15 protein-coding genes and 1 pseudogene are annotated in these 17,378 nt (G+C 70.9%); 7 read left to right on the top strand and 9 right to left on the bottom strand.

Annotation, left to right across the window (positions count from 1 at the left end):
- Positions 1 to 42: 42 nt before the first annotated feature.
- Positions 43 to 669 (top strand): TetR/AcrR family transcriptional regulator, encoded by a 627-nt coding sequence (locus tag LUM46_RS26140; protein WP_274998196.1) that lies wholly within the window; start codon positions 43 to 45, stop codon positions 667 to 669.
- Positions 670 to 711: 42 nt separating this feature from the next.
- Here the strand turns inward: LUM46_RS26140 and LUM46_RS26135 are convergent, their stop codons facing one another.
- Both LUM46_RS26135 and LUM46_RS26130 read right to left on the bottom strand, forming a co-directional pair.
- Positions 712 to 3,156, bottom strand: coding sequence for a glycoside hydrolase family 3 C-terminal domain-containing protein (locus LUM46_RS26135; protein ID WP_274998195.1), 2,445 nt, complete (start codon positions 3,154 to 3,156; stop codon positions 712 to 714).
- A 1-nt stretch (position 3,157) separates the two neighbouring features.
- Positions 3,158 to 5,926 (bottom strand): beta-glucosidase, encoded by a 2,769-nt coding sequence (locus LUM46_RS26130; protein ID WP_274998194.1) that lies wholly within the window; start codon positions 5,924 to 5,926, stop codon positions 3,158 to 3,160.
- 157 nt (positions 5,927 to 6,083) lie between these two features.
- On the opposite strand from LUM46_RS26130, the gene LUM46_RS26125 reads away from it, so the two are divergent.
- Positions 6,084 to 6,701, top strand: a complete 618-nt coding sequence (locus tag LUM46_RS26125; protein ID WP_274998193.1) for a TetR/AcrR family transcriptional regulator — start codon at positions 6,084 to 6,086, stop codon at positions 6,699 to 6,701.
- 55 nt (positions 6,702 to 6,756) lie between these two features.
- Here LUM46_RS26125 and LUM46_RS26120 read toward each other — a convergent pair whose 3' ends face one another.
- From LUM46_RS26120 to LUM46_RS26105, 4 genes are all read right to left on the bottom strand, one after another.
- Positions 6,757 to 7,911, bottom strand: a complete 1,155-nt coding sequence (locus LUM46_RS26120; RefSeq protein ID WP_274998190.1) for an MFS transporter — start codon at positions 7,909 to 7,911, stop codon at positions 6,757 to 6,759.
- Positions 7,912 to 8,035: 124 nt separating this feature from the next.
- The gene (locus LUM46_RS26115; protein ID WP_274998189.1) at positions 8,036 to 8,881 is read right to left on the bottom strand and encodes an MBL fold metallo-hydrolase; all 846 of its coding nucleotides are present in this window, start codon (positions 8,879 to 8,881) and stop codon (positions 8,036 to 8,038) included.
- Positions 8,882 to 9,033: 152 nt separating this feature from the next.
- A complete protein-coding gene (locus LUM46_RS26110) occupies positions 9,034 to 10,008 on the bottom strand; it encodes an MsnO8 family LLM class oxidoreductase (protein WP_274998187.1) in 975 nt (324 codons plus the stop codon).
- 8 nt (positions 10,009 to 10,016) lie between these two features.
- The gene (locus tag LUM46_RS26105) at positions 10,017 to 10,421 is read right to left on the bottom strand and encodes a DUF6463 family protein (RefSeq protein WP_274998185.1); all 405 of its coding nucleotides are present in this window, start codon (positions 10,419 to 10,421) and stop codon (positions 10,017 to 10,019) included.
- Between the two features lie 217 nt (positions 10,422 to 10,638).
- Here LUM46_RS26105 and LUM46_RS26100 point away from each other — a divergent pair, with 217 nt between their 5' ends.
- From LUM46_RS26100 to LUM46_RS26090, 3 genes are all read left to right on the top strand, one after another.
- On the top strand, positions 10,639 to 11,253 hold the full coding sequence (locus LUM46_RS26100; RefSeq protein ID WP_274998184.1) for a TetR/AcrR family transcriptional regulator: 615 nt from the start codon (positions 10,639 to 10,641) through the stop codon (positions 11,251 to 11,253).
- A gap of 133 nt (positions 11,254 to 11,386) precedes the next feature.
- Positions 11,387 to 11,815, top strand: a complete 429-nt coding sequence (locus LUM46_RS26095) for a ribonuclease domain-containing protein (RefSeq protein ID WP_274998182.1) — start codon at positions 11,387 to 11,389, stop codon at positions 11,813 to 11,815.
- 87 nt (positions 11,816 to 11,902) lie between these two features.
- Positions 11,903 to 12,313, top strand: coding sequence for a barstar family protein (locus LUM46_RS26090; RefSeq protein ID WP_274998180.1), 411 nt, complete (start codon positions 11,903 to 11,905; stop codon positions 12,311 to 12,313).
- 60 nt (positions 12,314 to 12,373) lie between these two features.
- Here LUM46_RS26090 and LUM46_RS26085 read toward each other — a convergent pair whose 3' ends face one another.
- Positions 12,374 to 12,991 carry a TetR/AcrR family transcriptional regulator gene (locus LUM46_RS26085; protein ID WP_274998178.1) on the bottom strand — a complete coding sequence of 206 codons (618 nt, stop codon included), beginning with the start codon at positions 12,989 to 12,991 and terminating at the stop codon, positions 12,374 to 12,376.
- A 66-nt stretch (positions 12,992 to 13,057) separates the two neighbouring features.
- Between LUM46_RS26085 and LUM46_RS26080 the strand changes: the two genes are divergently transcribed.
- Positions 13,058 to 13,960, top strand: a complete 903-nt coding sequence (locus LUM46_RS26080) for an oxidoreductase (RefSeq protein WP_274998176.1) — start codon at positions 13,058 to 13,060, stop codon at positions 13,958 to 13,960.
- Positions 13,957 to 14,412 carry a nuclear transport factor 2 family protein gene (locus LUM46_RS26075; RefSeq protein WP_274998174.1) on the top strand — a complete coding sequence of 152 codons (456 nt, stop codon included), beginning with the start codon at positions 13,957 to 13,959 and terminating at the stop codon, positions 14,410 to 14,412. The genes LUM46_RS26080 and LUM46_RS26075 overlap by 4 nt, the downstream gene beginning before the upstream one ends.
- 60 nt (positions 14,413 to 14,472) lie before the next feature.
- Here the strand turns inward: LUM46_RS26075 and LUM46_RS26070 are convergent, their stop codons facing one another.
- Together LUM46_RS26070 and LUM46_RS26065 are read right to left on the bottom strand one after the other, a co-directional pair.
- On the bottom strand, positions 14,473 to 17,082 hold the full coding sequence (locus tag LUM46_RS26070) for an ABC transporter permease (RefSeq protein WP_274998240.1): 2,610 nt from the start codon (positions 17,080 to 17,082) through the stop codon (positions 14,473 to 14,475).
- Positions 17,082 to 17,378, bottom strand: a pseudogene (locus LUM46_RS26065) (ABC transporter ATP-binding protein); the annotation flags it as partial. The pseudogene LUM46_RS26065 and the gene LUM46_RS26070, both read right to left, overlap by 1 nt.

Raw genomic sequence — 17,378 nt, 5'->3', positions numbered from 1 at the left:
ACGGAGCATTGCTCCGCTTGGCAAGCATCGACGAAGGTTTCCATGACGACACCCGGTCCCGCCGGCTCGACACCACGCGCGAAGCGCGTCGATGCCAGGCGCAACGAACAGACCCTGCTGGAGGCCGCCGCCGCCGTCTTCGTGACGGATGGCGTGGATGCCCCCGTACGACTGATCGCCGAACGCGCGGGGGTGGGCATGGGCACGATCTACCGGCACTTCCCCACACGTCCCGCCTTGGTGGCCGCGGTGTATCAGCACCAGGTGGAAGCGCTGGCCGAAGCCGGCCCTGCACTCCTGCGCGAGGCCGGCGACCCCGCAGTCGCCCTGCAGCGATGGGCGGCCGGCTTCGTCGACTTTCTCGTCACCAAGCACGGTCTCGCAGGGGCGCTCGGGTCCGACACGGAGGGCGTGAACACCTTGCATCAGTACTTCGTCGACCGACTCGTCCCGGTCTGCGACGCCCTGCTCGACGCCGCGCTCGGACCGAAGACCTCCGGTCGGGTGTCCGGATACATGCTCATGCGCGGCATCGGCAACCTCTGCATCGGCGGCGCCAACGACCCCCACTACGACGCCGCCCGCCTGGCCAACCTTCTGGTGACGGGGGCGCTCACCGGGGAACAGCACGACCTCGACTCGGACGCCGTCGTGGCTCCGCTGAGATGACCGGACGACGCGCCGTCACGGAAGCTGACCGCACGGACCGCACTACCGGTTCACGATCCGCAGGAACCTCTCGACGGCGCGCCGGCTCACTCGCCCGGCCGTGTAGCCCTCGATCTTCGCAAAGGGCATGTTGACCAGGAACATCACGTTGTTGGCCGCCAGCGGTCGGCCGGCAGCCAGGAACGCCCAGCGCGCCAGCGTGAGCAGGCGCAGCACCGCGCGTCCGAGCAGGTTCGCGTGCCGCAGCCGAGCGACGACGTCGTCGAGGCCGAGCGGCGCCGCTCGGTCCCATGACGAGGGCGGTACCGGCCGGCCGAGGAGCTCGGCGAAAGCGCCGTCGTCGACCCGGTGCGCGTCGCCGGTCGCGTACGCGCCGAGGGCCGCCAGCCGGCGGGCCGCGGTTCCCGCGTCGGGCAGGAGCTCGGCGACTCCGAGCCCGGGCTCGACGTCCACCGTCGCTGACAGGCGCGTGTCCTCGACCGATGCGCCCACCTCCACCAGGTAGACACCACCGGGGCACAGCCAGCGCGCGGCCTCCGGGTCGTAGTACTCGACCGCACGAGCGTCCAGCGGGAGCTGTACGCGCCGCCGTTCACCGGGCTCGAGCGTGACCGAGGCGAACCCGGCGAGCTGGGTGCGCGGATGAACGACCGCCGCGTCCTGCGGACCGACGTACACCTGCACCACCTCACGACCGGCCCGGTGGCCGGTGTTGCGCAGCGTGACGGAGACGGTGCCGCAGTCGTGCCCGAGGTCGGCCTGCAGGTCCGTGTACGCGAACGTCGTGTAGCCGAGACCGTGCCCGAACGGGTACCGCACGGGCACGTCCCGCGTCGCGTAGTAGCGGTAGCCGACGAACAGCCCGTCGCGGTGCTCGGACGTCACCTCCCGTCCGGGGAAGACGGCCGCCGGGCTCACCGAGCGCGCCGAGGGAACGTCCGCGTAGCGCACCGGAAAGGTCACCGCAAGGCGGCCGGACGGCTCTGCCACGCCGGTGAGCACGTCGGCGACGGCGGTACCGCCGCCCTGTCCCGCGAGCGAGGTGTGCAGGATCGCCGGGACGTCGTCGGCGAACGGCAGCTCGACGGGCGCCCCGCCGGCGAGCACCACGACGACGTGCTCGTGCTCGCGCGTCAGCCGCTCCACGAGGGCGAGCTGGTTGGAAGGTAGGCGAAGATGCTCGCGGTCGACCCCCTCCGCCTCGCTGGACTCGTCCAGGCCGAGGAAGACGAGGACCGTCTCGGCGCGAGCCGCGAGCTCGAGCGCCTCGTCCGCGAGCCTGTGGTCCCGCTCGCCGAACCGACGGAACCCGCGTGCATACCCGACCACCTCGACGTCCGACACCCGGAGCGCATTCAGCGCGTCGTCGACGCGGGTGGGGTTCACCAGGGACGATCCTGCGCCCTGGTAGCGCGGCGCGGCGGCGAAGTCCCCCACGACGGCCACCCGGGTCCCCGGTCCGAGCGGCAGCAGCCGCACGGCGCCGCCCGCCGGGTCGACCCGCACGGGGTCGTTCTTGAGCAGGACCAGGCAGCGCCGGGCAGCCTCGACGGCCGCCCGGTGCTGGACGTCGAGATCGACCGCCGGTGAGCCGGCGAGCGCAGCTGTGGCCTGGTGCGCGAGGGCGACAAGATCGTCGACGGCGCGGTCCAGGATCGCCTCGTCGAGGTCCCCGGACCGGACCGCGGCCACGATCTCGGAATCCGTGACGCCGCCGGAGGACGGCATCTCGAGCTGGTTGCCGGCCCGGAGCCCGGCCACCCGGTCGTGGTTTCCGCCCCAGTCGGTGACCACGACGCCGTCGAATCCCCACTCGGTCCGCAGGATGTCGCGCAGCAGGTGGGTGTTCTCGTTGGCGTAGACACCGTTGACCTTGTTGTACGCGGTCATCAGGACCTGAGGGCTCGACTGCTCGACGACCCGGCGGAATCCCTCGAGGTAGATCTCGCGCAGGCTCCGCTCGTCGACCACCTCGTCGACCGACATCCGCAGGTGCTCCTGACTGTTGACGGCGAAGTGCTTGGGGCAGGCCGCGACGCCGGTGGACTGGACTCCGCGGACCATCGCGGCGGCCAGCTCCCCGGACAGGCGGGGGTCCTCCGAGAAGTACTCGAAGGACCGCCCGCCCAGCGGGTTGCGCACGATGTTGAGCCCTGGCCCGAGCAGCACCGCGACGCCCGCCGCGGCAGCCTCCGCGCCGAGCTGCCCGCCGACGCGCTCGAGCAGCTCCGGATCCCACGACTGGGCGAGCGCGGCCGCGGTCGGGAAGCACGTCGCCGGCAAGGATGCGTTGAGACCGAGGTGGTCAGCCTTGCCACCTTGCTTGCGCACACCGTGCGGGCCGTCGGTCAGCATGATCGCCGGCACGCCGGGCAGCGCCTCGGTGTTCCAGAAGTTGGCCCCGGAGGTCAGGGACGCCTTCTGCTCGAGCGTCAGGCTGCGCACGGTCTCCGGGTGCCGGAGCGGATGGGTCAGGGGCTGGGTCACGTCAGATCCGGTTCGTCAGGGTCACGTAGTACAAGATGTGGTGGGCGGCGTCCCGCAGGGCCGTGAGCGTCCCCGCGCGGTCCTCCTCGAGGTACGCCTCGAGCTCCTGCTCGTAGGTGTTGCCGCCCGGCATGTCGAGGAGCTCCCCGAGAATCAGGTCGTTGCCCGACCCGGCAGCCTGGAGCGCATCGAAGTGGTCGCCCTGCCCGACGATGCCGGCGTCGGTGATGACGAAGCCCTCGAAAGCCCACTCACCGCGCAGGATGTCGGTCAGCAGTGCGCTCGACCCGCCGGCCCAGGTGGTGCCGATGCGGTTGAAGGCCGTCATCGCGCCGTGCGCGCCGCCGTCCTTGACCGCGGCCTCGAACGGCCTGAGGTGGAGCTCGCGCCAGGTCTGCTCCGTGGTCCACACGTAGAGGCCCATCGCGGCGCGGTTGGTCTCCTGCACGTTCCCGGCGAAGTGCTTCATCACCGCGACGGTGCCCTGCGACTGCATGCCCGCGACGTACTCGGCGCCGATGTGCGCCGTGAGGAGCGGGTCCTCCGAGAAGTACTCGAAGTTGCGCCCGCCGAGCGGCGAACGGTGCAGGTCGAGGGAGGGCGCGTACACGGCGTCGACCTGGTGGGCCTGTGCCTCGGCGCCCATCGCGCTGCCGACCTCGCGAGCCAGCGCGTCGTTCCACGTCGAGGCCAGAACCACCGGTGTCGGGAAGGCGACGGTCGCCCAGTGCCCCACGAAGTTGCGGATGCTGGCCGGGCCGTCGTACATCGCGGTGCGCGGCACGCCCAGCCGGTCGATGGCCACCGACCAGTAGCCCCCGTTGGCGGAGAGCCGGACCAGCTCGTCCTCGGTGAGCTGGTCGAGGAAGTCGTCCCAGAGCGGGTCGTCGATCGGCCTGCCCTCCAGGTCCGCCAGGGCCAGGCCGTTGTCAGCGCCTGTGGTGGGCACGGTCGTGGACGGGTCCGGCACGTGCTCGTAGTCCGCCTCGAGCAGGCCGTCGGGCAGCTCGAGGGCGTCGCCGTCGGGCGCCGTGGGCATGGTCCCGGCCGGGTCCTGCCGGGACAGGTAGGTGAGGTCGCCGCGGGCGTCGTCGAACCGGTTGGTGACCTCGGCCCCGGTCTTCGGGTCGGTCTTCCGGACGACTGTCTCGGGCTGGGCGTAGGTGACGGAGCGCACCGTGTCGTGGACGTGGCGCGCCACACGGATCTCGTAGCTTCCGCTGTCGAGGACCCAGGCGCGGTGCTCCCGGTCGTCGTAGGAGGCCATCGACGCGGTGTCGAAGGTGACGGTGACCGTCTGCGACTCGCCCGGCGCGAGCTCGCCCGTCTTGGCATACCCGCCGAGGACGGTGCCGGACTTCTCGATGCCGCCCGGGGTGTACGGCGGGTCGTAGTAGACCTGGACGACATCCTTGCCGGGGGTCTCCCCCGTGTTGGTCACGGTCACCTGCGCCGACACGGTGCGCGGGCCGGCGTCGATCGTGCCGACCTTCCACTCGAAGCCGGTGTACGACAGGCCGTACCCGAACGGGTACTGCACGACGTCGTCGTACTCGTCGTCGTCGACGAACGTCTCGAAGTACCGGTAGCCGACGTAGATGCCCTCGAGGTGGTTGGTGAAGTAACGGCCCGCCGGCACGCCCGCGGCGTCCTCGTACTGGAAGTCGCCGGTGTTCACGACGGCGGGATGTGACGTCACGTCGTACGCGTAGGTATCCGTCAGACGGCCCGACGGGTTGACCTCACCCGCGAGCGCCCCGGCGACCGCGTCCATCCCGGTCTCGCCCGGCCCGCCGATCCACAGGACCGCGTCGACGTTCCTCAGCTCCTCCACGATGCCCAGCTCCATCGCGTTCGTGCTGTTGACCAGCACCACCACGTGGTCGAAGGTCGAGTCGAGCAGCTCGAGGGTCGCCCTCTCGTCCCGGGAGGGACGCAGCTCCTCGGGGAGGAAGTCGCTGCCTTCCATCCCGGCGCGCGACAGCACGTAGACCGCGACCGCCGAACGCTCCCGTGCTCGTTCCAGGGCGTCTGGTGGCAGGTCGGCGGGCGGCATCTCCTCCGGCGACGCCACCAGGAACCCTTTCGCCGACGGGAGCAGGGTGTCGACCACACCGGGCTCCGGGTCTTGGTAGGGCTCGGTCGAGACCTCACCGGACGCGGCGAAGTTTCCGTAGATGTCGCGCACCCCGTCGTCGTAGTCGATGCCGGCGTCGTCCAGCGCGGTGTACAGGGACCGAGCGCCCACCGAGGAGATGCCGCCGGCGCCCCCACCGCCGTAGACCGGTGTGACGGCGCCGACCCCGAAGACGCTGACGACGGGCTCCTGGAGCGGGAGGGTGCCCTCGTCGTTCTCCAACAGCACCATCCCCTCGTCCATGACCTGGTCAGCGACCTGGAGCGAGTGTGCGCGCGTCTCGGCCTGGGACGCGGTGGCTGGTCGCGTCGCCGCGACGTACCAGATGCCGAACGGACCCACCACGAGCGCGACCGCCGTACCCGCGGCGGTCAGTCTCAACCACCGGTACTGACGCCTGCGGAAGGCCTTGTACCCCTTCTTCCGGGCGCGGCGCTCACGGCGTGGCGCGGCCTCGCGGACCTCTGCCCTCCAGGCCTTGATCTCCCGCGCGTCGGCCCGGCGCGCGGCGGCCCGTCCAGGCCGTCCGAGGGTCGCCCGGCGTTCCCTCCGGGTCGCCTTCAGGTCGGCGTGACGCTGCCTCGCGTCCGCCCTGTACTGCTTCACGAGCCGTCGGTACTCGCTGCGTTCCATGTCAAGCCGTCCTTGCCTTGGCGTGCGGCCACGGGGCCGGGTGGTGCCACCGGCGGTCCGTCATCGACACCGCCGGACGCCGCGGAGGAGCGGCGCAACGAATACCGTACGCCATTCGGTTTCTAATCCCCAAGACCGCTCGGTCTACGATCGGCCCATGGCTGGACGAGGCGGGTACGCCAAGGGGATCGCGAAGCGCGAGGAGATTCTGCTCACAGCTCTGGACGTCATCGCGCGGCACGGCTACCGGGGCGCCTCCGTCAAGGAGATCGCGGATGCCGTCGGCCTGAGCCAGGCCGGGCTGCTGCACCACTTCGACTCCAAGGAGCACCTGTTCGTCGAGGTCCTGCGCCGGCGCGACGAGCTCGACACCGCCACCGCCCTGGCGGCGTTCGCCGAACGCGGGGTGGGTGGCGCTCTCGACGCGTTCGTCGACGTCATGCGGTCGAACGCCGAGGTCCCCGGACTGGTGCTGCTCTACTCGGCGCTCGCCGTGGAGGCCGCCGACCCGGCACACGCGGCCCATGCCTACTTCCGCGAGCGCCGCGGCATGTTCCGCGCCGCCCTCAGCGGCGGGATCCGGCAGATGCAGGCCGACGGCGACGTCGACGCGGCTCTGGACCCCGACACCCTCGCCACCGCGATCCACGCCCTCGCCGACGGCCTCCAGGTCCACTCGCTCATCGAGCGCGACCTCGACATGGCCCGCGTCATCGAGCACGTGGTGGGAGCGATGTCCCCGCGCGACGCGTCGGAGGAACCGTCCACGCCCTGACGGATCAGGCCCGTCGGGCGCCCGTTCCTCGACCGCAGCACGAACGTCGGCGGCTTCAGTCGTGGCTACGGCGGGTGAGGGCGATGCCCCCGCAGCCGAGGGCCACTGCGGCCGCGAAGGCGAACGGCAGGCCGACGACGTCAGCGGCGAAGCCGATCACGGGCGGCCCGCCGAGGTAGGCGATGTACCCGACGGCACTGACCTGTGCCGTCCTCGCCGCGGCTCGTCCGGGTGCGGATCGACTGGCACGGGAGACCGCCACCGGGAAGACCGGGCCCAGGACCAGCCCAACCAGGCCCACGGCCGCGGCCATGGCCAGGGGATCGGCGGCGACCGAGCCGAGCAGCACGACGCAGGCCACGGCCGCGGCAACGGCCGTGAGGACCGTGCGCTCCGTGCAGCGGTCCAGCACGGCGTCACCGGCTGAGCGGGAGATGAACATCGCCAGGCTGAACACGGCCAGCGTGCTGGCCCCCAGGGAGGCAGGGGCTCCCAGGTCGCGGGTGATCAGCAGAGCCGACCAGTCGGTGACCAGGCCCTCGATCAGCAGTCCGGAGACGGCGAGCACGGCGATCGTCGCCGGCAGGCCGGAGCGCCTGTTCCATACCGTGACCGGCGCATCTGCGCTCTCCCGGGAGCCGGTGCTCCGGGGTGGGGACCACATCAGCGGGGCACACGCCAGGGTCAGAGCGACCAGGAGCACGGCTGCTGCGAGGAAGTGCTCGCTCACCGTGGCACCACCGTGCGTGGCGGCTACGCCGCCGAGGGCGCCGGCGAGCACGCCCAGGCTGTACCCGCCGTGCAGCCGGGACAGGACCCGGTGACCGGTGTGCTGCTGGTAGGCGATGCCGGCGGTGTTCATCGCGATGTCCAGGACGCCGCTGGCGGCCCCGAGCACCATGAGCACGCCGGTCAGCTGCCACACACCATCGACGACGCCGATCAGGGGCAGCGACGCGCTGAAGAGCAGCGCCGCGACCACACAGACCGGTTCCGAGCGCACACGGTCGAGGGCCCGAGCGGTCAGCAGCAGCGCCGGGACCGATCCGGCGGCGACGCCGAACAAGGCGATACCGAGTTCGCTGTCGCTGAGACCGAGGAGGTGCTTGACCTCTGGAATACGGGGGGCCCAGCTGGAAAGAACGGCCCCGTTGACGAAGAACACGACCCAGAGGCGGGCGGCGAAAGAACGGTTGCGTGTGAAAGACAAGGCGACCCTCGGGCCGCCCTGACGACTGTGTCTCGCCTTTCCCCCGGACGGTCAGGAGAGGCGATCCATGACCTTGAAACGCTCTCACGGGACCGGCGCAGCATCAACCCCGCCACGTCCCGGGTCAGTACGACGAGCCGGGGGTGCCGCCGCGTCGGCTCCGCTCGGAGAGCCGCTGGACCTGCTCGGCGGAGATGTCGCTGGTCCACTCCCAGCCGGGCTTGGCCGTTTCCCCGACCCGCAGGTCACCGGGGACGCGGCCCTCGCGCAGGGCGAGCACGTACGCCCGGTCCGCCTCGATCCGTGCCCGCAGCTCATCGGCGTCGCCGACGGACCCGTGGCCCGGGACGACGACATCGACCTCGTCGGCCAGGTCCTCGAGCCGCCGCAGTCCGACGAGGTACTCCTCGATCGGGTCGTTGGTGTCGTCCAGGACGTCGAGGTTCGGGACCAGGACGTCGGAGAGCATGTCGCCGGCCACCAGCACCCGACGCTCCTCGATGAACAGCGCCGCATGGCCCGGAGCATGCGCGGGAAGCTCGACGACCTGGACCCGCGGCCCCTCCCAGGGAATCTCCGCGGTTCCGGCCGGCAGCGCGGTGATCAGGCCGAACAGGTCCAGGGGCGTCTCCTCGGCGATCTCCGGAGGCAGCCCCTCGACAGCCCGTGCCTTCCAGTCCGGGTCCGACCGGAACGCTTGCATGACCGCCGCGCAGCGCGCCGTCCCGTACCGGGGCGCATCACCGAGCCCGGGGTGCCACAGCACGTGGTCCCAGTCCGGATGCGTCGCGAAGCCCACGACGGCGTCCTGGCCCAGCTCGCGAAGATCGTCTGCGAGGCAGGTCATCTCCGACTCGGTCAGGCCTGGGTCGACGAGCAGTACGCCACGCCGGCCCTGCACGACGACGGCGTTGTTCTCCAGCAGCTCGCTCCGGTGCGTCAGCACGCCCTCTGCTACCTGGCTCAGCATGGAACCGCTCCTCCGTATGGATGACAACGCCGTGGGATTCCGCACCACCTACCGCCAGGTCCGACCGTACCCGTGCCTCGGCGTCAGCGGTCATGGTTTCGACCTGCAGTACGTCGTGCTCGCTGACAGCAAGGGGTCGCATCCTCACCGACCTAGTCGTGCAGCAGCTCACGGAGAGCGGCGTCCGAGGCTTCCTGGGCATCACGGTCGAAGGTGGAGGTGAACGCCAGGATCTCCGCCGCCCCCGTGGCTTCCACCAGCCGGCCGAGACAGCTCCGCACCGTGGCAGGAGAACCGACGGCGCCCTGTGCGACGTGCGCCTCGACGCGGTCTCGTAGCTGATTGCTCCAGCGCTGGGCACGGATCGTCGCGACCGGCTCCAGCGGGCCGAACTCACCCGTCTGCCGGGAGCGGGCCATCGCCCACGCCTCCGGCAGGGCCAGGTCGCGCGCCTCGGCGTCCGTGTCCGCCACAAGGACGTCGAGCGAGACGGTCACCGTCGGTTCCGGTGCGCGGAGCGAGGGTCGAAAGTCCTTTCGGTACGCCGCGAGCGCGTCCGACAGCGACGGGCTGCCGAGCACGGGCCCGCCGATGACCACTGGCAGCCCCAGCCTGGCCGCGACCACGAGGCCCCGCCCGGTGGCCAGCACGAAGATCGGGATCGTGCGTGCGGCGACAGGCCTGGCGGTGACCGCCGCGGCGCCGTCGAGATGTTCGCGCAGCTCCTCGATGTCCTCCGGGAAGGTGTCCGGGGCGTCGAGGCCATGCCTGAGCGCCCGGCGTACGGGTGCCGTGAAGCCGAGGGTGCGTCCCACGCCGAGGTCCACCCGGTCCGGATAGAGGGCATCCAGCATCAGGAACTGCTCGGCGACGACCAGCGGTTGGTGATGAGGCAGCATCACGCCACCCGACCCGATCCTGAGGGTGGTGGTGTGGGCACCGAGAGCGCCGAGGAGGACCGGTGGTGACGCCGAGGCGATCCCCGGCACGGCGTGGTGCTCGGCCACCCAGAAGCGGTGGTAGCCGAGTCGCTCCGCCGATACCGCACGCTCGATCGTGTCGGTCAGCGCGGCGCCCTCGGGGTACCCCACCCGGGTGCGAGAACGGTCTAGCAGGGAGAGCCTCACACGAAGCCTCAACCGCCAGAACGCCCGGGCGCTTCCCGACGTTCGCCGGCGCGACGGGCTCCGACCAGCAGCATGCCGGCCGCGATCAGAAGAATCGGCAAGGGTGATGGGCCGGAGGCCACGAACGTCACGATGGTCCACGCCGTGATGGCCCATGCGATGAACGACGGCGGGGTCAGGCCCCGACGATCCATCCACAGCACCATCACGCCGACCAGCAGAAGGGGCGGCCCGAAGCTGAACACCGAGTACCAGAACGCGACGGCCGCGTCGCTCAGACCCGCGTACCCCGTCTCGCTCCACAAGGACCCGTTGAACCATGTGACGACGTGCTCCGGGACCGTCTCCACCAGGCTGCCAAGAGTGTGCCCGAGACCAGCCAGCACAATGATCCAACCGGCCCACTTGATCATCTGATCTCTCCGTCCGAGTCGAGGACCCGGCGGCAGAGCTGTCGCGGATCCACCTCACGCTCACGGAAGAAACATACATACATGCATGATTGTAGGCAGGTACGCAGGACGAAGCCGGCACTCCGCGAATCGCGCCCGACCGCCCGCACGGCGCCACGTACATGCACAGACGTACATATGCTGTCCCGGACTGCCCGCGAACGCTGAGAGGACCCGCATGAGTGGGACGGACACTCGCCGCACACAAGCCGACCGGCGCGCCACGACCCGAGCAGCGCTGCTGGCCGCAGCAGCACGCGGCTTGTCGACCTACGGGTACGCCAGCCTCGTCCTGGAGCAGGTAGCAAGGGACGCGGGCTACACCCGCGGCGCTCTGTACCACCTGTTCGCCAACAAGGAGGACCTCGCACTCGCCGTGGTGGAGTGGGTGGGCGAGACCTGGGACGCCGAGGTGCGCCAGGCGGCCCTCGCCCAGAAGGACCCCCTGACCTCGCTGCTCACGATGGCCAAGGGGCATGCCCTCTACTGCCGACGCCACGACGGCGCCAAGGTGATGATGACCCTGCGGGTCGAGTTCACGGGGCAGGACCACCCGGTCGGGCGCGCGATGGGCGAGACCTACGACCGTCTCGAGAACGACTGCGCGGAGCTGGTCACCGCCGGCCGTCGTGACGGTTCCATCCCCGCGGGGCCGCCCCCGCGCCTCACCGCGGCCGCATTCCTCGCCATCCTGGAATCGGTCGGGATCGAGCTCGCCGGCAACGCGCCCCACGACGTCGAGCTCACGGAACGAGCAGCGCGGGGCATCCTCGGCGTCGCAGCACGAGACTGAGCCCTGCCCGTCCCGGGCCTGGTCGGACACAGCGGACAGGTGAAATTCACCCGCACGTCGGGCCGTCGTCGGGTCCGCGTCGACCAGGCGGACGAGGATTCTCCCGGTATTCCCAACCGAGAGGGAGATCAGCGTGTCCGAAAAGGTGTCCGAGAAGAACAGCGTCGTGTCCGGCCTCGTCCGAATGCTCGTCGTCCTGTCCACCATGGCGGGCCTCGTCGCCGGTGGCGTGTCCGTCGCGCCTGCGGCCGAGGCGAACGTCTACAGCTCCTGCACGCACAGCGGCTGTGCGGAGGCGTACTCCTCGAACTCGATCTGGAGGTCCAAGGGCTACCCGAGCACCCGTGGCTGGGTCAGCTGGCCCAACGGCCAGTGCAACTTCGCGGGCGGCGTGCACCGCAATGCCGAGGGCCAGCTGCCCGCCGGCCACTCCTACCTCGAGTTCGACGTCACGCCGCGGGCCTGCGGTGCCGCACGGCAGTCCTACCGCCTCGTCCTGGACCGCACCACCGGCGTGGTCTACTTCTCGCCCAACCACTACGGCGACTTCTACCGGATGTGACCCGGTCCCGTGCGCTGCGCCCGGCCTCGTCGGCGGCCGGACGCAGCGCACGGCCCCGGTCCTGAGCAGGACGGACAGACTCGGACCATGACGCGCGACCTCCCTGTGCTCGTCGTCGACGGAACGCGGTTCAGCGACCTCGACGGCTTCGCCCGCGAGTTCTCCCGACTGCTGAACGGTTACACCTGGCGAGGGAACCTCGACGCCCTCGACGACATCCTCCGCGGCGGCTACGGGACCCCCGAGGGCGGCTGGGTACTGAGGTGGCTCGGCTCGGAGCAGTCCCGGGCGGCACTCGGCCACCCGGAGACAGCGCGACGGCTGGAGCGACTCCTGACCTCCGTCGACCCGTCCAACCGCGCGTCCTTCGAGACGAGGCTCGCCGCGGCGCGCCGCGGTGAGGGCCCGACACTGTTCGACGAGATCGTCGCCATCATCCGTGAGCACGGACCGGGCGGCCGGGATGCGGTGGACGGGATCCTGCTCGAGCTGGTCTGAGATGTTCTGAGCTGGTCCGAGATGTTCTGAGCTTCACCGGGCAGATGCCCGACCGCATGCCTACGTCGCCCGGCCGCCCGCTCCCCCGGCCGCGCCGCGAAGGAACTGGCCCACCGCGATGTCGGTGAGCTCGTCGAGCCGCCCGGCGGGCACCATGTTCGTGTTGACCAGCGTGGTGATGCCGTTGATGGTCGCGTACAGGATGAGCCCGAGCTCCTCCGGTTCGCCGGCTTCAAGGATGTTCCGGGCCTGACCCTCGCGGATCAGCTCGAAGATCGGCTCGAACGCCACCTCTGCGGTACGCGTGACACTCGGCGCGCCCTGATGCTTGGTCGAGTTCATCAGCTCCAGCAGCGCTGGGTTCTCGGTCGCGAAATGGGCGAACGCGGACGCCGCACCGCGTGTTCGCGCCGCGAAGTCGTCGTCGGCGGCGGCCAGGGCGCGACGGATGCTCTCCCCCAGCCGGGTGAACCCTTCCTCGGCCAACGCGTCGAGCAGCTGCTGCCGATCCGCGAAGTGCCTGCGCGGCGCCGCGTGACTGACTCCGACCGCCCGGGCCAGGTCTCGCAACGACAGCTGCGCCGCGCCCTGGGCGCGCACACTTCGCTCCGCCGCATCGAGCAGAGCGGTCCGAAGATCTCCGTGGTGATATCGGCGCTGCTCAGGCTGGTCGTTCATAGCCGACATGGTACGCGGGCTGATGTAGTCATTGACAACACTGTTGCCAGTGCCTACATTCCTGACATGGCTTCCTTCACCCTCGCCGACGTTCCACCGATGAACGGGCGCACCGTCGTCATCACCGGCGCGAACAGCGGTATCGGCCGCGTCACCGCCTCCGTACTGGCGAAGCGGGGCGCGCGAGTCGTCCTGGCCGTGCGCAACCAGGACAAGGGACACGCTGCGGCCGCCGAGATGCGGGGGCACACCGAGGTGCAGAGGCTCGACCTGGCGGACCTGTCGTCGGTCCGGGATTTCGCGCGGCGGTTCACCGAGCCCTTCGACCTGCTCATCAACAATGCGGGCCTCTCGCTGCCACCGCTGCAGCGCACCGCCGATGGCTTCGAGCTGCAGTTCGGAACCAACCACCTCGGACACTTCGCCCTGACCAACCTGCTCCTGCCGCAGGTGCGCGACCGGGTCGTGACCGTCAGCTCGCTCGCGCACCTCCTGGGCTCGATCGACTTGACGGACCTGAACTGGCGGCGGCGCCGCTATCGCGCGCACCCGGCCTACGGACAGTCCAAGCTCGCGAACCTGCTGTTCGCCCACGAGCTGCAGCGGCGGCTGACCGCTGCCGGCTCCTCGGTGATCTCGACCGCAGCCCATCCGGGCATCGCCACCACGAACCTGGTGCACGTCGACGCGGGGCAGCTGTTCCGCCTGGAGAAGGCCCTGATCGGCAAGGTCTCCCACAGCGCAGAGGCCGGAGCCCTGCCGACGCTCCAGGCCGCGACCGCTGACCTCCCCGGGGACGCCTACCTCGGCCCGCGCGGGCCGCTGGGCCTCCGCGGCGCGCCCGGCCCCGCCAGGCGCGCGGCGAAGGCGCGCGACGCCGATACGGCGCGCCGCTTGTGGGACGCCTCGGAGCAGCTGACCGGCACCGCATTTCCCACCGCGATCCACCAGGGGACACCCGCCTCATGACGCTGGAATCCGACCGCACCGAGATCATCGAGCTCTTCGGCCGCTACGCCGACATCGCGGACACGAAGGACTTCGACACGCTACCCGGCCTCGTCCACGCCGACCCGTTCACCGTCGACTTCGAGACTGTCGCAGGTATCCCGCCGACGGAGACCCGCCTCGACGACTACGTCCAGATTCTCCGCGGGTTCTTCGGTCCGTTCGTCGCGACCCACCATGCCATCACCGGCCATGTCATCGACATCGACGGTGACCGCGCAAGAGCCCACGCACACGTGCGCGCGGAGCACTGGGTGCCGGACGAGGTCGCCGACGGCGGGTCCAACCGCTGGCTCGTCGTCGGCTTCTACGACAACGACGTGGTGCGTACCGACCACGGCTGGCGATTCAGCAGGGTCAAGCTCACTGCTGCCTACCAGGAGAACCAGCACCTGCTCGCACAGGCCTCCTGAGGTGCACCACGAGACGTGGGGCGGCCATGAACCGCCATGGCCGCCCCACGTCTCGTGCCGTCACTCCACGCCGAGCGCCGCCACGGGTGAGGTGCGGGCCGCGGCCCGCGCCGGCAGGACCGACGCCAGAAGGCCCGCGACGAGGGCGATCGCCAGGACCATCCCGAGCTCCGCCCACGGGACGGCGTACCGCACGTCGCCCATGGCGGACAGGACGGTGGCCGCCCCCGCCCAGCCGAACACGAGCCCGAGCACGATGCCGAGGATCGCGCCGACACCGGCGATCAGCACACCCTCCACGGCGAGCATGCCCCGGAGCTGCTCTTTGCTCAGGCCGATGGCCCGCAGGGTCGCGGACTCCCGGGTCCGCTCGATGACCGAGAGGGACAGCGTGTTGGTGACCCCGATCAGGGCGATCACCACGGCGACGGCGAGCAGGCCCACCACGATGCCGAGGATGACGTCGACCACCTGGCGGAACTGCGCCGCCTGGGCGGCCGGCCCCATGACGTACGCGGAGCCGTCGACCTGTGCGACGGCGTCCTGGACGTCCGCGAGCACGGTGGTCGCCTCGGCACCCGAGATGTGTGCCCAGATGTCGGCGAACGTGTCGTCGGTGGGGACACCGGCGCGGGCGAGGTCAGCAGTGGTGATCATGCGGTTGAGCGCGTCGGTGGTGGTGATGACGACGGCCAGGTCGACGGAGCCGTCAGCGCCCGACACCGTGACCGGGTCGCCCGCACCCAGGGACATCTCGTCGGCGGTGGCCTGGGTGAGCAGGATCGAGCCCTCGGTGAGCCGACCCGCTTGCTCGGGCACGTTCACCACGTTTACGAGCTCGGCGGGCTCGGCGGCGATGACGCTCGAGTCCTCCACGTCGCCGAGCGTGACCGTCGCGTTGGTCACGAGGGTCGTGGACGCGATGCCGGAGGTGTCGGCCACGGCGGAACGCAGGTCCTCGACGTACTCGGGGGACGACGCCGACACGGCCACGTCGTACGGGTACTGCTCGTCGAGCAGGCTGTCCGCGGACATCCGGGCGCTGGCCGCACCCGTGGACATCATGGTGACGAGCGTGACGCCGATGAAGAGCGCCGTGGAGGTCGCCGCCGTCCGGCGCGGGTTGCGCAGCGTGTTGGCGACCGCCAGGCGAGCCGCGGGACCGGTCCGGGCCACGAGACCGCCCAGAACCGCCGCGACGCGCGGCAGCCACAGGACCGCGCTCAGCACGACGCCGAAGAACGCGAGCGAGCCACCGCCGACCGCGGCGGTGAGGCCGACCTCGGTGCTGCCGTTCATCCCGAGGTACACGCCGCCACCGAGCGCCGCGAAGCCGCCGATCAGGCAGATGAGCGAGATCACGAGGCGGGTGCGGCCGGAACGGGCGCGCAGCGACGGGGCGTCGGACGGCCGCAGCGCGGCGAGCGGCGCCACCCGGGTGGCCGAGCGGGCGGGGGCCAGCGCGGCCAGGACCGTCACGCCCGTGCCGACGGCGAGCGGGAGAACCACCGACTGCCAGGTCGGCGTGATCGTCGTCGGCAGCGGCACACCCAGGTCGAAGCTGGGTGCCACGGTCAGCGCCACCTGGGCGAGCACGCCGCCCACCAGGATGCCTGCCACCGAGGCGAGCACACCGAGGACGGCCGCCTCGAGCAGCACGCTGCGGTACAGCTGGCCGGTCCCGGCGCCGATGCAGCGCAGGAGCGCGAGCGTCCGGGTCCGCTGGGCGATGAGCACCTGGAACGTGTTGGTGATGACCATGGCCGCGATCAGCAGCGCGATGGCAGCGAACGTCATGACGAACACCAGGAACATGAGGTCCTGGCCGCCGGTCTGCTCGGCGGTCTTCGCCGCCGCCACGTTCTCGGTGGTGTCGACGGTCACGCCGCCGTCGGCCCCGCCTGCGGCGGAGCTGAGGGACTCGGCGAGCGGAGCGGGGATGCTGCCGCCGTCGAGGGGCGAATCGAGCGCGAGCAGCAGATCGCTCACCGTGTTCGGGTAGGGATCCGCCGCGTTCCAGGCGCTGAGCGTGTCGGCCGGGACCACGGCGGCCCCGCCGTAGACGGCGTACGCGCCGTAGGGGTCGGCGGCGAGGCCGGCCACGGTCAGGGTCTCGGTGATCTCCTCCGGGTCACCGAGCTCGGCCGCCGGGTCCTCCGCCTGGCTGTCGGCCCAGCCCTCGGGGTACAGGGTGCGCTTGACCGTCACCGTGTCCCCCAGGCCCACCTCGAGCCGCTCGGCCAGGTCCGCCGTCAGCGCCACCTCGTCGTCCGTCGCCGGCCAGGCGCCGTCGGTCAGCTCGAGCGGCGACAGGCGCGGGTCCTCCGGGGCAGGCGCGAACGTCTGGTAGCCGCCCTTGCCACCGTTGCGCAGGTCGCCGAACCAGCCGGTGAGCGGCTGGACGGTCGCGACGCCGTCGACCGCCGCGATGGCGTCGATCTGGTCGGCCGTGAAGGCGTTCTCGTCGGCGATGGACACGACGACGTCGGCCTCTGCGTACTCCGCAGCGACCATGTCGTGCGTGGTGCCCTGGATGACGCCGCCGGCGAGCAGCGTCACGGTGACGAACGCCGTGCTGATCAGGATCGCCACGCCTGCGGCGGTGAGGCGGCCGGCGCTGCGGCGCATCTGCCCGACGGTGAGGCGGGCGGTGGGGAACGAGGTGGCCATCACGCACCCGTCCTGAGCGTGCCGGTCCCGGACGGACGGGTGGCGACGTCGGGCTCGAGGGTGCGCAGGGCGTCCAGCCCAGCCATCGCGGACTCCGGCGTCGGGTCACTGATGTCACCCGCGATCCGGCCATCAGCGATCAGCACCACACGATCCGCATACGCCGCAGCAGACGGGTCGTGCGTGACCATGATGATCGTGCGACCCAGCTCCCGCACCGAACGACGCAGGAACGACAACACCTCCGCACCCGAACGCGAGTCCAGGTTCCCCGTCGGCTCGTCCGCAAACACCAC

The sequence above is a fragment of the Promicromonospora iranensis genome (assembly GCF_028994805.1).
Classification (GTDB): domain Bacteria; phylum Actinomycetota; class Actinomycetes; order Actinomycetales; family Cellulomonadaceae; genus Promicromonospora; species Promicromonospora iranensis.
Note: the sequence above shows the minus strand (reverse complement) of the source record. Positions and strands in the feature narration are given on the sequence as shown.